The sequence below is a fragment of the Amycolatopsis antarctica genome (genome assembly GCF_002262875.1).
In the GTDB taxonomy this organism is placed as follows: Bacteria; Actinomycetota; Actinomycetes; order Mycobacteriales; family Pseudonocardiaceae; genus Amycolatopsis; species Amycolatopsis antarctica.
The window spans coordinates 57,307-76,826 of record NZ_NKYE01000010.1; the positions used below are offsets into that span (position 1 = coordinate 57,307).

General features: G+C 70.7%; 13 protein-coding genes. 2 read left to right on the forward strand and 11 right to left on the reverse strand.

All coding sequences use genetic code 11. The annotated features are described in order from the left end of the window. The first annotated feature begins 5 nt into the window (after positions 1–5). Positions 6–1,010 (forward strand): zinc-dependent alcohol dehydrogenase family protein, encoded by a 1,005-nt coding sequence (locus CFN78_RS17210; RefSeq protein WP_205660546.1) that lies wholly within the window; start codon positions 6–8, stop codon positions 1,008–1,010. A 15-nt stretch (positions 1,011–1,025) separates the two neighbouring features. On the opposite strand, the gene CFN78_RS17215 is transcribed toward CFN78_RS17210, so the two are convergent. The 10 genes from CFN78_RS17215 to CFN78_RS17260 all read right to left on the reverse strand — a co-directional run bounded on the left by CFN78_RS17215 (position 1,026) and on the right by CFN78_RS17260 (position 16,747). After that, entirely contained in the window at positions 1,026–2,006 is a 981-nt protein-coding gene (locus CFN78_RS17215; protein WP_094863848.1) for a DNA polymerase domain-containing protein, read from the reverse strand. Between the two features lie 36 nt (positions 2,007–2,042). Continuing rightward, positions 2,043–4,343 carry an ATP-binding cassette domain-containing protein gene (locus tag CFN78_RS17220; RefSeq protein WP_240519512.1) on the reverse strand — a complete coding sequence of 767 codons (2,301 nt, stop codon included), beginning with the start codon at positions 4,341–4,343 and terminating at the stop codon, positions 2,043–2,045. Between the two features lie 128 nt (positions 4,344–4,471). Next, positions 4,472–5,581, reverse strand: coding sequence for an ATP-dependent DNA ligase (locus CFN78_RS17225; protein ID WP_094863849.1), 1,110 nt, complete (start codon positions 5,579–5,581; stop codon positions 4,472–4,474). Positions 5,582–5,675: 94 nt separating this feature from the next. Beyond that, positions 5,676–7,298, reverse strand: a complete 1,623-nt coding sequence (gene cmdF, locus CFN78_RS17230; protein WP_240519513.1) for a tyrosine 2,3-aminomutase — start codon at positions 7,296–7,298, stop codon at positions 5,676–5,678. Between the two features lie 36 nt (positions 7,299–7,334). Then, positions 7,335–10,682, reverse strand: coding sequence for a non-ribosomal peptide synthetase (locus tag CFN78_RS17235; protein WP_094863851.1), 3,348 nt, complete (start codon positions 10,680–10,682; stop codon positions 7,335–7,337). A 66-nt stretch (positions 10,683–10,748) separates the two neighbouring features. Further along, on the reverse strand, positions 10,749–11,021 hold the full coding sequence (locus CFN78_RS17240) for a phosphopantetheine-binding protein (protein WP_205660547.1): 273 nt from the start codon (positions 11,019–11,021) through the stop codon (positions 10,749–10,751). A 116-nt stretch (positions 11,022–11,137) separates the two neighbouring features. Further along, positions 11,138–12,514 (reverse strand): condensation domain-containing protein, encoded by a 1,377-nt coding sequence (locus CFN78_RS17245; protein ID WP_094863853.1) that lies wholly within the window; start codon positions 12,512–12,514, stop codon positions 11,138–11,140. After that, positions 12,511–13,968, reverse strand: a complete 1,458-nt coding sequence (locus tag CFN78_RS17250) for an extracellular solute-binding protein (RefSeq protein WP_094863854.1) — start codon at positions 13,966–13,968, stop codon at positions 12,511–12,513. Before CFN78_RS17250 ends, CFN78_RS17245 begins: the two co-directional genes overlap by 4 nt. Before the next feature lie 213 nt (positions 13,969–14,181). Then, complete coding sequence (locus tag CFN78_RS17255) at positions 14,182–15,507, reverse strand: acyltransferase family protein (protein WP_094863855.1); 1,326 nt, start codon at positions 15,505–15,507, stop codon at positions 14,182–14,184. 79 nt (positions 15,508–15,586) lie between these two features. Continuing rightward, complete coding sequence (locus tag CFN78_RS17260) at positions 15,587–16,747, reverse strand: epoxide hydrolase family protein (RefSeq protein ID WP_094863990.1); 1,161 nt, start codon at positions 16,745–16,747, stop codon at positions 15,587–15,589. Positions 16,748–17,229: 482 nt separating this feature from the next. Between CFN78_RS17260 and CFN78_RS17265 the strand changes: the two genes are divergently transcribed. Next, on the forward strand, positions 17,230–18,555 hold the full coding sequence (locus tag CFN78_RS17265; protein WP_094863856.1) for an MFS transporter: 1,326 nt from the start codon (positions 17,230–17,232) through the stop codon (positions 18,553–18,555). A 119-nt stretch (positions 18,556–18,674) separates the two neighbouring features. Here the strand turns inward: CFN78_RS17265 and CFN78_RS17270 are convergent, their stop codons facing one another. Continuing rightward, positions 18,675–19,298 carry an anthranilate synthase component II gene (locus CFN78_RS17270; protein ID WP_094863857.1) on the reverse strand — a complete coding sequence of 208 codons (624 nt, stop codon included), beginning with the start codon at positions 19,296–19,298 and terminating at the stop codon, positions 18,675–18,677. Positions 19,299–19,520: the final 222 nt, after the last annotated feature.

Here is a 19,520-nt window from a genome sequence, read left to right on the forward strand (position 1 = left end):
ACGCCGTGAGGTACCACCACCTGCCGAGCTTCACCGGTGCCGACGCGCTGCGGGTCGCCGAACGGGACGAGCCCGCACCCGGCCCGGGGCAGATCCTGGTGCGGATGCGCGCCTGGTCGGTCAACCACCGCGATCTGCTGATCGCGAGCGGCCGCTACGGGCGCGGCATGCGGGCGAACGTGGTCCCGCTGTCCGACGGCGCGGGCGAGGTCGTCGCGACGGGGCAGGGGACGACCCGGTGGACCACCGGTGACCGGGTGCTGAGCGTGTTCATGCCGAACTGGCAGAGCGGCCCGATCGACGAGCGCAGCGCCGCGGGAGCGCTCGGCGGGCCGGTCGACGGGGTGCTCGCGGAGTACGTCGTGTTCGACGAGGACGCCGTCGTATCCGCGCCCGCCCACCTGGACATGCCCGAAGCGGCGACCCTTCCCTGTGCGGCGGTGACGGCCTGGCACGCGCTGGTGACTCACGGCGGACTGGCGCCCGGGCAGCAGGTGCTGGCCCTCGGCAGCGGTGGGGTGTCGGTGTTCGCGGTGCAGCTCGCGGTGGCGGGCGGGGCGCGGGTGACGGTCACCTCCGGCGACGACCGGAAACTGGAGCGGCTGTGCGGGCTCGGCGCGGCCGACGGCGTCAACTACCGCCGCGTGCCGGAATGGGGCCGGACCATCCACGGCAGGAGTGGCGGGGTGGACCACGTGCTCGAGGTGGGTGGCGCCGGAACCCTGCGGCAGTCGCTGGCCGCCGTGCGCACCGGTGGCCGGGTCAGTGTGATCGGAGTGCTGGCCGACGGGGCGGGCATCAGCGTGCCGCACCTGTTGTGGAAGGCGGTCACCGTGCAGGGCCTGTCGGTGGGCAGCAGGGCGGTGTTCGAGGAGCTGAACCGCGCGATCGTGCGGCACGCGATCCACCCCATCGTCGACCGGGTGTTCCCGTTCGGGGAGGCGGCCGAGGCGTACCGGCATCTGGGCACCGGCAAGCATTTCGGCAAGGTCGTGATCGTCGCGGACTGAGTGCCACGACGAGGGTCAGGGCAGGTCGCCGCCGACGCCGTCGCGGTCGTCCCGGTCGGCCATCTCCAGCATCGGTTCCAGGGAGCAGCGGTGTGAGTCCAGCCCGGCGTGCGGATCGCCGACGGTGCGGAACCTGGCCGGCATGGATCCGAGATGGAAGTCGCGCGGATCCGCCTCGGCCAGTTCCGCCCAGTGGACCGGTGCCGACACCGTGGCCGCCGGCGTCGCCCGCACCGAGTACGCCGATGCGATCGTGCCCACGGACTGGTTGTAGTCGATGAACACGTGCCGGCCGCGGTCGCGCCGAAGCCAGGCGATCGTGGTGAGACGCGGCAACCTACGCTGGAGCTCCCGGCTGATCGCGATGGCCGCGCGCCGGACCTCACCGAGCGGCCGCCTTGGCTCGATCGGCACCAGCACGTGCACGCCCCGCCCGCCGGAGGTCTTCGGGAAGCCCGTCGCACCCAGCTCGCCGAGCAGCGAACATAGTTCGCCGGCGATCCGCACCACGTCGCCGAAGCTGCTGCCCGGTTGCGGGTCGAGGTCGATGTGCAACCGGTCCGGGTGGTTCAGGTCGGTTGCCCGCACCGGGTACGCGTGGAAGGCGAGCGTGCCCAGGTTGGCCGCCCAGCCGATCACCGCGGGCTCGGTGGGACGGACCTGGTCGGCCGTGCGGCCCGCCCCCGCGGGAACCCGTACCGTGGACACCCACGGCGGAGCGTTGGCGGGGACCCGCTTCTGAAAGAACGCCGATCCGGACGCACCCCGCCACACGTCGTCCCCGGCCCCGGGCCGCACCCCGCCCGGCCACCGTTCCAGGGTGGTCGGGCGGTCGCCGGTCGCTTCGAGTACCCCCGGTGCCACGGTCAGGAAGTACTCCACGACGTCGAGCTTTCGCAAACCCCGTTCCGGGAAGTAGAGCTTGTCCGGATTGGACACCCGCAGGGTGCGCGGCCCGTGCGGGCCGGGAACCGTGACCTCCACGTGCGCGGTCACGTTCTCAGCCGGACGCGGGCGCGGCACCGTCGAGGCTCACCGCCGGTAGCGCCTGAGGTGGTCGCCGGTGAGTGATCCCTTGGCCTTGAGCAGGTCCTTCGGCGTACCGGTGAAGACGATCTCGCCACCGTCGTTGCCGCCCTCCGGCCCGAGGTCGACGATCCAGTCGGCCTGCTGCACGACGTCGAGGTTGTGCTCGATCACCACTACGGTGTTTCCCTTGTCCACCAAGGAGTTCAGCAGATCGAGCAGGGTGTCTACATCGGACATGTGCAGTCCGGTCGTCGGTTCGTCCAGGACGTAGACGCTGCCCGATCGGTGCAACTGGGTGGCCAGCTTGATCCGCTGGCGTTCACCACCGGAGAGGGAACTGAGGGACTGGCCGAGGCTGAGGTACCCGAGACCGACGTCCACCAGCGCGGCGAGCTTGGCATTCAGCGCGGGCTCGTCGAAGAACTCGACCGCCTCGTCGGCCGGCATCTCCAGGACGTCGGCGATGGACTTGCCGCGCAGCGTGTGCGCGAGCACCGACTCGTCGAACCGGCGGCCGCCGCAACCCTCGCAGTGGCTGGTCACCGGGTCCATGTAGGCCAGCTCGGTGATGATGACGCCACGCCCCTCGCACTCCGCGCAGGCACCCTTCGAGTTGAAACTGAACAGACCCGCGGCGGCCTTCGTCGCCTTGGCGAAGAGCTGCCGGATCGGGTCCATCAGACCGAGATAGGTGGCCGGGGTGGAGCGGGACGAGGCCGCGATCGGCGACTGGTCGACCACGATCGCCTCGGGCTGTCCGGCCAGGAAGGCGCCGGTGAGCGAGCTCTTGCCTGATCCGGCGACACCGGTGACCACGGTGAGCACCCCGGTGGGGATCTCCACCGACACCTTCTTCAGGTTGTGCCGGGTGGCGTCGCGGACGGCGAGCTTGCCGGAGGGTGCCCGCACGTCCGTCTTGAGTGAGGTTTCACGGCGCAGGGCCCGGCCGGTCAGGGTGTCCGCCTCGAGGAGTTCCGCGTAGCCGCCCTCGAAGACGATCTCACCACCGTGCACACCCGCGTCCGGGCCGACGTCCACCACGTGGTCGGCGATCTGGATGACGTCCGGGTCGTGCTCGACCACCAGCACCGTGTTCCCCTTGTCGCACAGGGATCGCAGGAGATGGTTCAGCCTTCCGACATCGTGCGGGTGCAGGCCGATGCTGGGCTCGTCGAAGATGTAGGTCATGCCGGTGAGGCTGCTACCGAGGTGGCGCACCAGCTTCAGCCGCTGGCCCTCGCCACCGGAGAGCGTGGCGGTCGCCCGGTCGAGACTGAGGTAGCCGAGCCCGATGGCCACGACCCGCTCCAGTGCGGCACGGGCGGCGTCGGCGACGGATTTCACCTGCGGGTCGCCGATCGCCGAGAGAACCCCGACCAGTTCACCGATCTCCATCCGCGACCAGTCGGCGATCGAGTGCTTGCCGATCCGGGTCGCCAGCGCGGCCTCGTTGAGGCGGGCGCCGTCGCAGGACGGGCAGACGCCGTCGGTGACGTACTTCTCCACGGCCTCCCGCTTGCGGTCGCTGAGGGAGCTGAGGTCGCGCTTGAGGTAGAGCCTGCTGAACCGGTCCTCCAGGCCTTCGTAGTTGGTCTGGAAGGAAGTGTTCTTCGTCTTCACCGTCACCTTGTCACCGGTGCCGTGCAGCAGCGCGTCCATGTCCTTCTTGCTGTACTTGGACAACGGTTTCGCGGTGTCGAACTTTCCCGAGTTGGCCCAGATCTGCCAGTCCGGGCTACCCACCTTGTACTCCGGGAACAGCACGGCACCGTCGTCGAGGGACTTCGAGCGGTCCAGCATCAGGTCCAGGTCCAGGCGGACCGCGCGGCCGAGCCCGTCGCAGTCAGGGCACATTCCCTGCGGGTCGTTGAACGAGTAGGCCGAGGGCCTGCCGTCGGTGGGGGTTCCCTTGCGCGCGAACAGGGTCCGGATCATCGGCTGGATGTCGGTGATGGTGCCGACGGTCGAGCGGGCACTGCCGCCGAGGGGTTTCTGGTCGACGATCACCGGGGTGGTCAGGTGCTCGATCTCGTCCGCGTGCGGCCGCTCGTACTTCGGGAGCTGGTTGCGGATGAACCACGGGAACGTCCCGTGCAACTGCCGCTGGGCCTCCACCCCGATGGTGTCGAACACGATCGAAGACTTGCCCGAGCCCGAGACGCCGGTGAACACGGTGATCCGGTTTTTCGGGATGTCCAGCGACACATCCTTGAGATTGTGCACGGACGCCCCGCTCACCCGGATGCTGTCACCCACGTACCCGAGCGCGGGCCCACTCTTCTTCGCCCTCGTGGTGCCGCCCACCGGGATCTCCCCTCGTCGAGTTCCGTACCGAGCGCCAACGCGGTCCGAAATGCCGCGTTCGCGGTCCTCTCGCCGACTATGCCCGGCACGGGCGTCCCGGGTCTTCTTCGACGATGCGCACTCGCCGGTCAGCGGATCCGGCCGGCCAGCACGTCCGCCAGATCCGCAGGCCGGGGACGGTCGAGCTGCGCGTAACCGCAGGAAGCGGGCTCGCGATCCGGACGCCAGCGTGCGAACTGCGCGGGATGCCGGAAGCGGAAGCCCTCCATATAGTCGTAGCGCACCTCCAGCACGCGGTCCGGGCGCAGTGGCACGAACGACAGGTCCCGCGCGGCGTCCCAACGGGTGCCGCCGCGGCCCGAGCCCGCGCGTCCGGCCACCACCTCGGCCACCCACGACCACGGGTGGTCCTCGATACCGGTGACCAGTGGCCGCAGTTCGTCGAAGAGTTCCCTTCGCCGCGCCATCGGGAACGCCGCCGCCACACCCACCGGGACGAGCCCGCCGCGCTGGTCCGTCCAGCCGGTCGTCTCCGCCCAGGCACCCGCGTCGTCGTGCAGGCCGAGCAGCAGCGAGCCGATCAGGCCCGGGCCCGACTTGTGCACTCGGTAGCCCGCGAGTACGCAGTCGGCGGTGCGCACGTGCTTCACCTTCGCCATGGCCCGCCGGTTCGGCAGGTAGGGCAGGTCTGGGTCCTTTGCGATCAGGCCGTCCAGTCCCGCTCCCTCGAACGCCGTGAACCAGCGCGCGGCGACGGCCGGGTCGGTGGTGAGCGGCGTGAGGTGGATCGGGGCCCGCGCGCCCAGCAGGGCCCGCTCCAGCACGCAACGCCTGCGGTGGAACGGATCCGGCGTGTGGTCGGTCTCGCCGAGGGCCAGCATGTCGAAGGCCACGAACCTGGCCGGGCTGCGCTCGGCGAGCGTGGCCACCCGGCTTGCCGCCGGATGCACCCGTTGTTGCAGCGCGAAGAAGTCGAGGCCACCGGATGCCCCCTCGACGACGATCTCCCCGTCGAGGACGCAGCGCGAGGGCAGGTCGTGCCGGAACGCCGCGACCAGATCGGGGAAGTACCGGGTCAGTGACCTGCGGCCGCGGCTGCCGATCTCCACGTCCTCGCCGTCGCGGAAAACGACGGCCCGGAACCCGTCCCACTTCGGCTCGTACGAACAGCCGTCGGGAATCTCCCGGGCCGGTCTCGCCAGCATCGGCGCGACCGGCGGCATGACGGGAAGCTGCATCCCCCCATCGTCGCCGTCCTCTCGCGCCGGCGCACACGCGAGGATGCGGTGTCCGTCGTGGACGGTGGTCACCGTCCACGACGGACACGGGTACTCAGATGAGCTCGGTCCCCGCCGCGGTGACCGCGGCGAGGAACACCCCCCGGGAGATGGCGTCCGCGACGGCCTCGATGTCGTCGGCCATGTAGCGGTCGCGGTCCAGGGTGGGCACCAGGGAGCGCACCGCGTGATAGGTCGCCCTGCCGGACGGGCTCAGGCCCTCGTAGCGGCCGGAAATGTCGACGGCCTGCGCCGCGGCCATGAACTCCACGGCGAGGATCTTCTCGTTGTTCCTCAGGACCCGGCGCGCGTTGCGGGTGGAGATCAGGCCCATGCTCACGACGTCCTGGTTGTCGCCGTTCGACGGCACGCTCTGGGTGCTGGCCGGCCCGATCGTCCGGTTCTCCGCGACCAGGGCCGTCGCCGGGTACTGCGCACCGGCGAACCCACTGTTGAGTCCCGGATCCCCGGTGACCAGGAACTCCGGCAGCCCGTAGTTGAGGTGGCGGTTCAGCACCCGGTTGGTCCGCCGTTCGGACAGCACGCCGAGTTGGGTCAGCGCGATCGTGCAGAAGTCCATGGCGAACGCGATCGGCTGCCCGTGGAAGTTGGCGCCGTGGAAGATCTCCTGCCCCTCGAAGAACAACGGGTTGTCGTTGGCCGAGTTCAGTTCGATCTCCAGCGTGGACACCGCGTGGTGGAGCGTGTCGCGGACGGCGCCGAGGACCTGCGGGATCGCCCGCAGCGAGTACGCCTTCTGCAGGTACACCTTGGTGCGCTGCACGTCGCCGTCACCGGAGTCGTCGGCACCGGCCGCGACCTGGTCGCGCAGGTTCGCGTGCTCGACGGTGAGCGTGCTACCGCTCATCAGAGCCCGCATGTTCGCGGCGGTGTCGATCTGCCCGCGATGCGGCCGGGCGATCTCGTGCCCCTCCGGCAGGAACGGACTCGTCGAACCCTGCAGCGTCTCGATGACCAGCGCGGTGACGATCTCCGCCTGCCGCACCTGATCCAGCGCCCGCGCGGTGACCAGGGACCCGACCCCGGTCATCGCCGAGGTGCCGTTGATCAGCGCCAGGCCCTCCTTGAACCGGAGCTCCAGCGGTTCGATGCCACGCTTGCGCAGCACCTCCCCGGTCGGCACCCGCCTGCCCTCGCGCAGTACGTAGCCCTCGCCGATCAGCGTGCCCGCGATGTGTGAGAGCGGTGCCAGGTCACCACTGGCGCCGAGCGAGCCGATCTCCGGCACGGCGGGCACGATGCCCTCGTTGAGGTAGAGCTCCATCCGGCGCAGCACTTCCGGCCGCACGGCCGAGTAGCCCTTGGCGAGGGCGTTCAGTCGCGCCGCGAGGATCGCGCGGGCCTCGTCCTCGGCGAACAGCGGGCCGACACCTGCGCTGTGGCTGCGGACCAGGTTCGTCTGCAGCTCCACTTCCTTGGACGTGCCGACGAGCATGTAGATCATCTCGCCGTAGCCGGTGGTGACGCCGTAGATCGGGATCTCCTGCCGGACGATGTCCTCGAACATCGTGCGGCTCTTCGCTGCCCTGGCAAGGGCTTCGGGGGTGACGGTGCAGTGCGCGCCGTCCTCGGCTGCCCGGCGCACTCCTGCGATGTCGAGGCTCTCCCCGTCGAATTCGACGGGGGCCGCGGTCTCGGCCAGAGTCAATGTCCTCACCTCATCATGGTTCGGTGTTCACGGGTGGATCGGCGATCAGCGCGGGTGTGCCGGAACGGGCTCCCGGAGGGCAGGGCCGGTCCCGGTGAGGCCCTCGCCCGGTCCGTCGTCCGGTGCCCCGTCCGGGTCCTGCCCTGTTCCCGCGACGGCCGTCTCGGCCACGGCCCGCGCGGCGACCGCTCTCTCGACGACGGCCGACAGGCCCGCGAGGGTCGGGTCGGCCAGGTACCGCGCGGGCGTCACGGTGACGCCGAAGACCGCGCGGACCCGATCGAGCATGTGCAGCAGCGGCAATGGACCGGATCCGAGTCGGGTAGTGGTGTCCTCGGGGGCGATGTCCTCAGGAGCGATGTCCTCGGCTACGGCACCGGCCGGTGCCGCCCAGATCTCGGCGATCGCCGCCTCCACCACGGTTCGTGTCACCGGGCCGGGTAGCCGGGTGGTGCCGAGAGCAGCCAGGCCGATCCGGTCGACCTTGCCCGCCACGGTGCGCGGCAGACGGCCCTCGACCGTACGGAAGATCGCGGGCACGGCCGAACCACCGAGCCGGGCACGCAGGTACGCGCGCCAGGTCTTCGCCCCCGCCACCGGCTCGCCCGTCTCGTCACGGCGGGGGACGACGTGGAACACCAGCCTCGCGGCGAGCCCGTCGCCGTCGGTCACCGGCACCGCAGCGCATTCGAGTACGGACTCGTGGCCGGCGAGCAGCGACTCCACCTCGGCCAGTTCGAGCCGGTTGCCGAGCAACTTGATCTGCAGATCCTTGCGGCCGCGGAACTCCAGCGTTCCGTCCCAGCGCAGGCGGCCGAGGTCACCGGTGCGGTACACCCGTTCCCCCGAGCCGGGGACACCGCCCGGCAGTGCCGTCGGCGCACGGAAGCGGGTCCCGTCCCCGACACCCTCACCCACGTAGCCTGCCGAGACGTACCGGCTGAGCACGACGATCTCGCCGGTGACGCCCGGCGGGCACGGCCGGTCGTGCTCGTCGAGCAGCACGACCGCACGCCCCGGGATCGGCAGGCCGATCGGCACCGGGCCGGTGATCGGCCCGGTCACCTCGTGCCAGGTCGCGGCGACCGTCTCGGTGGGGCCGTAGAGGTTGGCGAGCCGGGCCCCCGGCAGCACCTCACGGAAACCGTTCACCAGTTCGCCGGGCAACGCCTCGCCCATCAGCAGCACGGCGGCGAGCGCACCGAGATCCTTGCTGCCGCCGCGTTTCCTGATGGCACGCAACATCTCCCTGGCGAAGCTGGGCACGGTCTGGATCGTGGTGACACGTTCGGCGCCGAGCCAGGCCACCAGCCGCTCCGGATCGCGGCGGAGCGCGTCGGGTACCGGGACCAGCGTCGCCCCGGCGACGAGCGCCGCGAATACCTCGCACAGCGCGGGATCGTGTTCGGGCGCCACCCACTGGGCGACCCTGGACCCCGGGCCCAGCCCGAACTCGGTGCCGAACCAGGAGGCGAACTGCGCCAGCGCGGCGTGGGTCTGGGCGATGCCCTTCGGCCTGCCCGAGGAACCCGAGGTGTGCGCGATATAGGCCCAGGCGTCGGGAACGGCGGCGGGTGGCATCCGGCCCCCCGGAGCCGTCGATGGGCCACCGCCGGCAGGGACGACCCGGCCGCCGAGTTCCTCGCGATACCACCGGGCCAGCTCGCCTCCGTCGCCCGACTCGCCTTCGGCTCCGGTCAGCATGCAGGCAGGTCGCACGTCGGTGAGCGCGGCCCGGCCCCGTTCGCCCGCCTTGCCCGTTCCCAGCCACATCAGATGCGCCCCGGCCTCCAGCACACCGAGCAGGGCCGCGACCTGGTCCGGGCCGGTCGCCAGCCGGACGACGACCGGGGACGCGGCGACCTCGTATGGGCGCAGCGCCCGGGCGAACTCGGTGGCCCTGCGCCGGAGTTCGCCGTAGGTGACGGCGCGGCCGTCCCAGTCCACGGCCACCGCCTCGGGGTCGGTGTCCGCGCGCAGGCGGACGAGTTCGTGGACCGATGGCGGGTCCTCGGTGCAGGTACCGGGCCCGCTGCTCGCGGTCTCTACCGTGTCCCCTGTTCCCGGGGGCAGGGCGCCCATCGGCACGTCCGGTTCGCCCAGCGCGGCGGTGAGCAGGACACGGAGCTGCTCCAGCATCGCCCGCGCGGACAGTTCGTCGAACAGCCCGCGGAACCGCAGGGTCCCGGTGACCCGCCCGTCGTCCCATCGCATCGACAGCGCCAGGTCCTCCAGCAGGTCGGGCTGCGGCAGGGCGACGGGTACGACGGCGGCCGCGGCCAGCCACAGTTCCGGTGCCGGCGGTGCCTCGGGGGTGAAGGTCGTGTCGAACACCGGCGATCGCAGGGGCTCCGGTTCGTCCCGCAGCGCGCGCAGGATCCGGGCGAGCGGCACGTCCCGGTGCCGGACGGCGTCCCGCAGCGCCGTGGCGGTGGCGGCGACGGCATCGCGCAGGGTCGGATCGCGGTCGAGGCGGACCGTCACCGGAACGGGGCCGGGTGCGGATTCCACCGCCCCGGCACCACCCGGACGCGGTCCGATCGGCACGCCGACGGCGACGGTGTCCTGCGCGCCCCAGCGGCCGAGCAGCGACCGCCAGGCGGCGAGTACGACGGTGGACGGGCCGACCAGTCCGGCCGCCGCGAAGTTCTCCAGTGCCCTGCCGAGTTCGCGGTCCCAGGCGAAGCAGACCGCGGCTGCCCGCAGGTCCGGGACCGACTGCCGGGGCCGGTCCACCGGCAGCGACAGTCGCGGCGGCAGCGGTCGCAGGGCGGACGTCCACCAGCTCAGGGACTCCTCGTCGCCGGCGCCGTGGCGCCGGGCCGGGGTGCTGCCGGTTGCCGGGGCCCCGGTCGCCGCCCCCGGAGCACCGGTGGTGTCGGCGTACGCCTCGGACAGTTCCGCCAGTACGACGGCCGCCGAGTCCTCACCCGCGACCAGGCGGTGCAGCCGGAGCACCACGCCGAACGCCGTGGGGGCCAGCCGTCCGAGGGTCAGCCGGGCGAGCGGCCCGCCGTCGCCGTCCAGCGGGACGGCGGCGACGCCGGCGGCCCAGCGGGCGATGTCCGCCCGGGCCGTTCCCTCGGCCGAGGCACCACCCGCGTCCCGTACCTCCACAGTGGACACATCGGGCGAGGGCACCGTGGTCACCCTCCGGACGAGTCGCGGGCCGGACGCCGTGAACGAGGTCCGCAGCGCCTCGTGCCGGCTCGCGACGGTCAGCCAGGCCGAACGGAGCGCGGCGACGTCGAGTGGGCCGCGCACCAGAAAGGCCCATGCGAGCGTATGCGACGTCGACCCCGGCACGACCTTCTCCCGAAACCAGAGGTGTTCCTCGGTTTCGGTGGCGGGCAGCCCCCCACCCGTGGCCGCGGCCTCGGTCGACTCGGTCACATCAGCTCCTTGGGCGTCGTGCTGGGCGCCGCCCGTTCGTCCGGGCGGCGCCGCGGGGGACGGCGGTTACGCGGCTTCCGGCTCGGCGGCGCGCGCCGCCTCGGCGACCTTGCCGATGAAGTCGGCGAGGTCGGGGTCGTCGAACAGCTCCTCGACGTCCACCGTCACCCCGAGTTCCTCCTCGACACGGTTCGCGATCAGCACTGCCGTGATGGACTGGCCACTGAGTTCGAAGAAGGTGGCCTCGGTCTGTCCACCCGGGACGCCCAGGACGTCGCGCCAGATCTTCTCGACGACCGCCGCGAGGCCGGCCGGGCCGGGAGCAGAGCTGCTGATCATCCGCATTCTCCTGTCTCGCTGAATCTCCTGTATCATCGTGCTCGGCTCGTTTTCCCCTCCATAACAGGAAGTCTTGCAAGCGCGAGCACGTTCGCGCATCTCTGGTCGTGCGAGGATCAGCTACCCTCGATCGGACTGTCCGGTGCGGTGAGCACGTCGTGCAGGACGTGCAGGAACTCCGCGAGCACGCCGTTCATGGCGTCCTCGTCGTTGCGGTTCGTGTTGAACCCGAGGCTCCCGGCCATCTCCCCGGAAGCGTCGGCGTGGATGGTCCACAACGCACCGTCCGGCACGTCGGAACCGACCGGCTGGGAGACGGTCCGCCGCCAGACCCGCTCCACCCGCAGGCCCGCGATCGTCTCCACGGAGTCCCCTGGCGGCGCGGCCGCGACCTGGAACACCCAGGTCTGCGCGTCGTCCACGGCGACGGAGGCCATCAGTTCCGGTGCCTGCGCCATGATCTCGACGAACGGCAGGTCCCGGGTGAACGCCCGCAGGCAGGTCTTCTTCGTCCTGGTGACGACCTCGTGGAAGTCCGCGCACCCGGTCAGATCCGTCCGCAGGGGGAGGAAGTTCACGAAGGCGCCGACCGTGTCCATGAACCGTTCCTGACCGCGGCCCAGGGAAAACGTGGGCACGACGATGTCCGCCTCACCGTAGGTGCGGTACAGGAACACCTCATACGCAGAGAGCAGCACCATGAACAGTGAGCTGCGGTGTGTTCTCGCGTACTCGTGGGCCAGTGCGGCCACCTCGGACTCCAGCGTGAACCGTTGCCACGCCGAGGACTTCGGCAGGTTCGCCGAGCGGGGGTGAACCGTGCGCACCGCGTGGATCCGCGCACCGCGCAGGTTCTCCCGCCAGAACTCCCGGGCTTTCTCCAGCGATTCGCCGGATCGGCGCGACTCCCACTCGGCGAACTCCCGGTACTGCGTGACCTCCGGCAGCTCCGGGGCCTCGTGGCCGGTGCGCCGCGCGTAGTACGTCAGCAGGTCGCGGAGGATCACGTGCATCGACCAGGCGTCGGCGGCGGTGTGGTGGGCGTTGAGCACGAGGACCGCGTCGTCATCGCCGAACCTGCCCAGAACCGCCCGCAGCAGGGGGAACCGCGCAGCGTCCACGGTTCCGGACTCGACCGCGTTGTACAGCTCCTCCACCGCCCGATCACGTCGTTCGGCGGGTACCCCGGACAGGTCGTGGATCTCCAGGGCCGCCTCCATCGGCGGCAGAACCCGCTGCGAGGCCCCGGGCCCGCCGCGGACGACCTCTGTCCGCAGGGCCTCGTGCCGCCCGACGACCTCGGTCAGTGCGGCCCGCAGCGCCTCGGCGTCGAGTGCGCCGGCAATCCGCCAGGCGCCCGCGATGTGGTACCGCGGCCCGAAGGGCCCCTGTTCCTCGCCCTGGTCGAACATGCACAGGAAACGCTGGTGGGCCGACAATGGCGCGGTTCCCGCGCTCGTACCGGTGGCCGGGGAGATCTCGGATACGGTCATGGCGTGGTACTCCTGGTTCCGTTCGGGTCGGGCACGGTGTTGTCGAGCACGGTCACGGACGGGGACGGCTCTCTCCGCGCGGCACCGTCTCGGCGGGCACTCGCGTGGCGGGCAGTCTCCGGGGGGCCGGCCTCGCCGCGTCTGCTCGCGTGGTACTCGTCGAGGACGTTCTGCGCCTCGACGGTGGCCGCCCGGAGACGCTGTTCAGCCGCGGCGCCGCGGACCACGTCGGCCATCGCCCGGGCGAGCACCTCCCCGATGGCGTCCTGGTTGCCCAGGGAGGCACCGAGCGCCGCAGGAGTACGAGTGGACGCCGCGAGCTGTTCACCGGCGACCGCGCGGTGCGGCGACCGGCCGAACCAGCCCTCGTCCTCCAGTAGTCGCCTGGCGGCACCGGTGACCGGGACGAAACCGTTACCGCGATGCCAGTGCGCGGCGTTCTCCGGGTTGATCAGGAACTGCAGGAACGCGAGGGCACCGTCCTCGGTGGCCGGATCGAGTCCCCCGGCCAGCCAGAACGAGTCCCCGGAGACGAATGTGCCGCCGTACGGTGCTTCCTCGTTGTGCGGCATCGGCCCCGCCGCGACGTCGAAGCCCTGCCGTCCGCCGGCGAGCACGAACTCCTCGGCCGATTTGGACGAGTCGACGACCATCGCGACCTGTTGCCGATCGAACGCCGCGAAGGCCGCCGCCCAGTCCCCCTCGGTGCCGGGATCCAGGTAGTGGCCGTCCCGGTGCAGGCCGCGCCACCACCGCGCATAGGCGAGGATCTCACCGGTGGCGAGGTCGACCGTGCCGGCCTCGCCGTTCCGGCCGTTACCCCGGTCGGCGATGGTGCCGCCCTGCTGCGCCACCGCTTGCTGCACGATCCAGCCGTGCACGGCCCAGGTGATGCAGTGCGACGGGCCGTCCGGCAGCGCAGCGATCCGGCGGCAGGCGTGCTCGACCTCCCGCCAGGTACCCGGCAGCCGGTCGACACCGGCCCTGGCGAGCAGGGTGGTGTTGGCGTACAGCACGGTCGTCGTGGCCGTCATCGGCAGTGACACCAGTTCCCCGCCGTGACTGTGGAAGTCCCGGACCGCCGGCAGCAGATCACCGGAGACGACGGGTTCACCGAGGATCTCGGTGCGGTCCCCGATCGCGCGGCCGACCGGGGTGAACAGAGCGGAGCCGTCGGCGGCCCGCTGATCCAGGGCCAGCCTGCTGTCGCCGGCGTAGTAGGCGGCCAAATGCGGCACCGTGCCGGTCGCGACGGCGTCCCGGATCTCACCCGCCATCGACGGAAAGAACCTGCTTCCGACGTCGATCCGGTAGCCCGGGTGCGCCCGTTCGAACGCCGCGGCCATTCGCCGCACCGGAGCCAGGAACGGTTCACCCTCGTAGGTGCTGAAGGGGTAGTCGGCGAACCAGACCGAGACGGTGACGCGCCCGTCGTGGTCACGGGTATTCGACACGGATCCTCCACACGGTGCGGTGGCCGGGTGCGGTGCGGATCTCGCATCCGGACGGGAACATCGAGGCGAGCCGTCACGGTCGGCGGCGGCGTGCTCCGCGCTCGCGGCGAGCGTGCCACCGGCCGGTCACCGATGGCGTCTCCTGCGTTGCCGTGACCCACGGGCGGCCTCCCGGTTCCGGGACGACGCGCCCGCGGGCCACGGTGCTGGTGATCAGACCGGCGTACGTTCCGGCACCGGCCGGGCGGCTTCGGTGATCTCGGTGATCTCGGTGACCGGCACGGACCGCGGGGCTCGCCGATCCTGCCGTCGCCGTGCCCACCGCGCGATCGGCCGCTCCAGCAGGTAGTAGCTGAGCGCGGCCGCGATGACCGTGCCGATGACAGTGGGGATCAGCAACGCCCAGAACCCGATGGTGCCGCGCAGTTCCGGTGACGACAGCGGTACGTTGCCAAACAGGTTGCCCTGTTCCAGCCACAGCGTGATCGGGATCAGATGCCACAGGTAGATGCCATAGGAGATCCGGCCGAGGAACCGCATCGGCGGGTTGTCCAGCGTCCCGTCCATCAGCCGTGAACGCACCCCCGGAACGGTCAGCGGAATGACCAGGCAGGCCGAGAAGACCAGCACCAGCACGTGAATGGTGAGTTCCTGCCCGAGATAGTTGCCGACGCCCGGGGTGCCGAACAGCCGCGGCATGTTCAGCAGGTAGGCGGCGAGCGCGCCGAGCCACCACAGGTTCGGGTGCCTGGCCACGACCTGGAAGAACCGCGGGGTCCGCCCGGTCACCTGGGCGTAGGCGGACACGGTTGCCAGCGCCATACCGACCGCGAACGCGTCGAAGTAGCCGAACGGCCAGTACCACATGTTGAACGAGGTCACGATCTCCTGCGTGGCGGGCAGGTTGGTGAAGATCGTCCAGGCGAACCCGGCGACGACGAACAGCAGCAGCGGCACCAGCATCCGGCGGGTCCGGCTCGCCGCGTCGACGGCGCCGCGGGCGAACCGGGTCACCAGGATCGCGAAGGCGGGCAGGATCAGGTAGAAGAGCAACTCGGCAGGCACGGTCCAGGTCTGGTCGATCCCGGTCACCCAGGGAACATCCGGCCAGTAGAAGTGGAACAGCAGGAACGGCCTCGCGACGTACCAGAAACCGTCTATCGCGTAGAAGTTCAGCGTCAGCAACGCGACCACGGCCACCAGCACATAAGCCGGCATCAGGCGGACGACCCGTTGCCACAGGAACGGCCGCACCGCTGGTTTCGGCGTCCCACCGAGGATCGCCCTGGCGAACGGCCGGTACAGGAAGAACCCGGACAGGACGAAGAACGGCGGCAGGCAGGCGGAGAGCCCGTCGATCGCAGTCGTCCAGAAGCTTCTCGTCGACTCCTCCATGAAGCTGGCTGTGCCCGCCTGGAAGGCGACGTGGTACACCACCACCGCCATCGCCAGGTACCCGCGCAGGCCCTCGAGTCGTCCGTCGCGTTTCGTGCCGCCGGCTCGCGCGTCACGCCCGGCCGCGACAACTGGTGTCGTCATCACGTTCTCCCATCTTGATCACATGCGTTGTGGACAGCACCGACCGTGGAACGGTCCGCGTCTCCGTGGCTGGAGTGGGTCACCGGAGGGTCCGCGTGAACGTCCTGATGTCCTCGACGAGTGCGGCGGGCTGTTCCAGCGCCGCGAAGTGCCCACCTCGTTCGTGTTCGGTCCAGTGGGTCAGCGTGGGCAGTGCCCGGTCGGCGAAGTCGCGGATCGGGCGGGTCGCGTCGCCCGGGAACACCGCGATGCCGACAGGCATCTCCAGCGGCCACGGGCCGCCCCAGGTGGCCGCGAAGTCGGTGCTGGTGTGCGCGCTCTCGTAGTAGAGCTGCGCGGAGGATCCGGCGGTGGCCGTGAGCCAGTAGATCGTGACGTCGGTGAGGATGGCGTCGCGGTCGATCACGTCCTCCGGCGACTTGTCGCAGTCGGACCATTCGCGGAACTTCTCCACGATCCAGGCGAGCTGGCCGGCGGGTGAATCGGTGAGCCCGTAGGCGAGGGTCTGCGGGCGGGTGGCCTGGATTCGCTGCCAGCCGAGGCCGTCCTCGGCGAACCGTCCGGAGTGTTCGAGCTTGGCGAGATCGTCCGGGCCGAGGGCACCGATCGCGCCGGGATCGTCGGCGGGCGGGAACGTGACGAGCATATTCAGGTGCACACCCGCGACATGAGCGGGGTCGGCCAGGCCGAGCTGGAGGGAGATCACCTTGCCCCAGTCGCCGCCCTGCGCGACGTACCTGTCGTAGCCGAGCCGGTGCATCAGCTCGGCCCAGGCGCGGGCGACACGCGGCACGTCCCAGCCGGTCTCGCCGGTGTCCCCGGAGAATCCGTACCCGGGGATGGACGGGATGACGAGGTGAAAGGCGTCCGCGGCCTCGCCGCCGTGCGCGACCGGATCGGTCAGCGGCCCGATGATGTCGAGGAACTCCACCACCGAGCCCGGCCAGCCGTGGGTGAGGATCAGCGGGGTCGCCCCTGGCTCGGTGGAGCGGACGTGCAGGAAATGCACGTTCGCCCCGTCGATCTCGGTGACGTACTGCGGGAAGGAGTTCAGCCGCTTCTCGGCCGCACGCCAGTCGTACTCGGTCCGCCAGTACTCCGCCAGTTCTCTCAGGTACTCCACCGGAACCCCGCGCTCCCAGCCGATTCCCGGCAACTCGCCGGGCCAGCGGGTGTCCCCCAGTCTGCGCACCAGGTCGTCCAGGTCGGCCTGTGGAATCTCGATCCGGAATGGGCGCATCGCCGACTCCTCCACCTCTCACACGGCATCGACGGACGAGTTCGGGCACACGCGTCGACGATTGTTCCGAGCACGGGATTCCGCGCGAGGAGAACTGTCGCACCGGCGGGCGCCGCGGATCATCTTGTGGCCTGCGGATCCGCAGCGTGCGCGTTCCGGCGCGCACCGTGAGCCGGGTACGTACCGGAACGCGCACGACTTCTCTTGTGCACCAGGGATATTCGGGAAGGCAGGCAGAGCAGAAACGAGGACGGTCGCCGTCGCCGATCATGACACGCTGGCGCACACGAGGGCCGCCGCCGCGCACCCGATCCGCAGTTCGTCGACGTACCGCGGCCTCCCGTCGTGTCATGCGATACGACACCCCGTGTCACGCGATACGGCACGTCGTGTCGCGCGATACGGCACGTCGTGTCGCGCGATTCGACACCCCGTGTCAGACGGCACGGCACGCGGACGTTCATCCACACCAAGGAGTCCCGATGACCCTTTCCGGCGCGCGAGGCGATTCGGCCTCCCTGCATCGTCGCTCGCTTCTGGCCACCGTTTTCGGCAACTTCGTCGAGTACTTCGACTGGCTCGCCTTCGGATTGTTCGCACCGTATTTCGCCGCAGAGTTCTTTCCCTCGTCGAATCCGGTGACCTCGCTGCTCGGAGCGTTCGCGGTGTTCGCCGTGGGAATGTTCCTGCGCCCGGTCGGCGGCGTCGTGCTGGGCATCGTCGCGGATCGCCGGGGCCGGAAGCCCGCCCTGATGTTGTCGATCGCGTTGATGGCCGCCGGCTCCACCGTCATCGCCGTATGCCCGACGTACGAGCAGATCGGTATCGCGGCGCCGTTGCTGCTGCTGGCCGCGCGCGCAGCGCAGGGCTTCTCCTCGGGAGGTGAGTGGCCGGCCGCGGTGATCTATCTGCGCGAGCTGGCACCGGAGAACAAGCAGGTGCGCTACGGCAGTCTGTTCTCGCTGAGCGCGGCGAGCGGCGCGTTCGTCGCCTCGCTGCTGGGTGGCGTGCTGTCCGCGTGGCTGGGACCGCAGGGCATGGCCGAGTGGGGCTGGCGCGTGCCGTTCCTGCTGGGCGCGATCTTCGGCGTGGCCCTGCTGATCGCGCGCAACCGCCTCGCCGAGACCCCGGTGTTCCAGCGCGAGGTGCGCGGCAAGGAGTCGCGCGGCTCGATGCGCCGGGTGCTGACCTCGTACCGCAGGCAGGTGCTGCTGGTGGTGCTCTTCGTCGCCGGGCTCACCGCGGTGATCGGTATCTGGACGACCGCGGTCCCGGCGATGGGGCACCGGCTGGCGCCGCCGGGGCAGATGTTCTGGGTCATCGTGGTGGTCACCAGCATCACCGTCCTCGTGCAGGTTCCGCTGGGAATGCTGGCCGACCGCGTCGGCGTGCCACGTTTTCTCGCGTTCACCAACATCGGTTTCCTGCTTATCGGGCCCTACACCTACCTGACCATCGACGGGGATTTCCTGACCCTCGTACTCGCCTACGGCAGTGGCGTCATCTACATGGGCTGCCTCACGGCCGTCTCGCCGAAGGTACTGGGTGCGATCTTCCCGCCCGAGCAGCGGACGCTCGGGGTGGGCCTGCCGCACTCGCTGACCACGGCGATCCTGGGCGGGCTCACCCCGTCCCTGGCCACCTACACCGACCAGCAGGGCGCTTCCGGGTGGTTCATGGCGGGGGTCGTCGTGACGGTGCTGGTCGGCTGGGGCGCGGCCGTGGTGGCCACCAGCCGCTACGTTCCGGACCGGGCATTGGTGACCGACCTGCCCGCGCGGCCGGAGCACGCTCGCGCCGCCGCCTAGCCGTTTGCTCGGGGCCGGGCGGGCAAATCGCCTACCCGGCCCCGATCTCGTTGTATACCAAGCAACTCCGTGCCGACGCGGATTCCCGGCCGCCGGAGTGCTGGTCGCCGGCACCGCGTTCAGGCGGCGCCGAGCCGGTCCTGCCGGGCGGGCACGCCCCAGCTCGGGAACGCCGCACAGGACGCGACGAAGTTGCCGATCATCCGCATGCCGTCCTCCGTGCAGACGCTCTCCGGGTGGAACTGCACGGATTCGACGGGAAGTTCGCGGTGCCGCAGCCCCATCACGTACCCGTCGTCGACCGAGCGTGCGGTGACCTCGAGACAGGCCGGGACGGTGTCCTCGACCACGACGAGCGAGTGATACCGCGCTGCCTGGAAGCAGTCCACCATGCCGGCGAACAGGCCGAGGCCGTCGTGCGCGATCCGGCTGGTCTTCCCGTGCATCAGCCTGCGCGCGGGAACCACGGTCGCACCGAAACTCATCCCGATCGCCTGGTGTCCGAGGCAGACACCGAATATCGGCACCTCGGCGGAGAGTGCGCGGACCAGTTCGACGTGCCCGGACTCGGCGGGATGACCGGGCCCGGGGCCGAGGAGCACACCGTCGGGCCGCATCGCCCGGACGTCGCCGGCCGCGATGTCACCGGACCGCACCATCACCGGCCGCACTCCGGCCGACATCAGGTACTGGCGCAGGATGTAGACGAAACTGTCGAACGCGTCGACGACGAGGATTCGCACACCGGCTCCTTGGTCGTTCGCTCGGACGGCGGCCGCGCCCGGTGCCCTCGGCAGGACTCCGGCACCACGGCATCCGCCCCGCGGCCGGACGCCGTGGCCCCGCGGTTCCGGTTCAGCGTGCCCCAGGCGGATCACTGGGACGTCTCCCTGTCTGCCGGGATGCGCCGGCACGCTTCCGCGTCGCGGATCGTCTCCCCGGTGACCATCGCGGCGGTGAGGAAG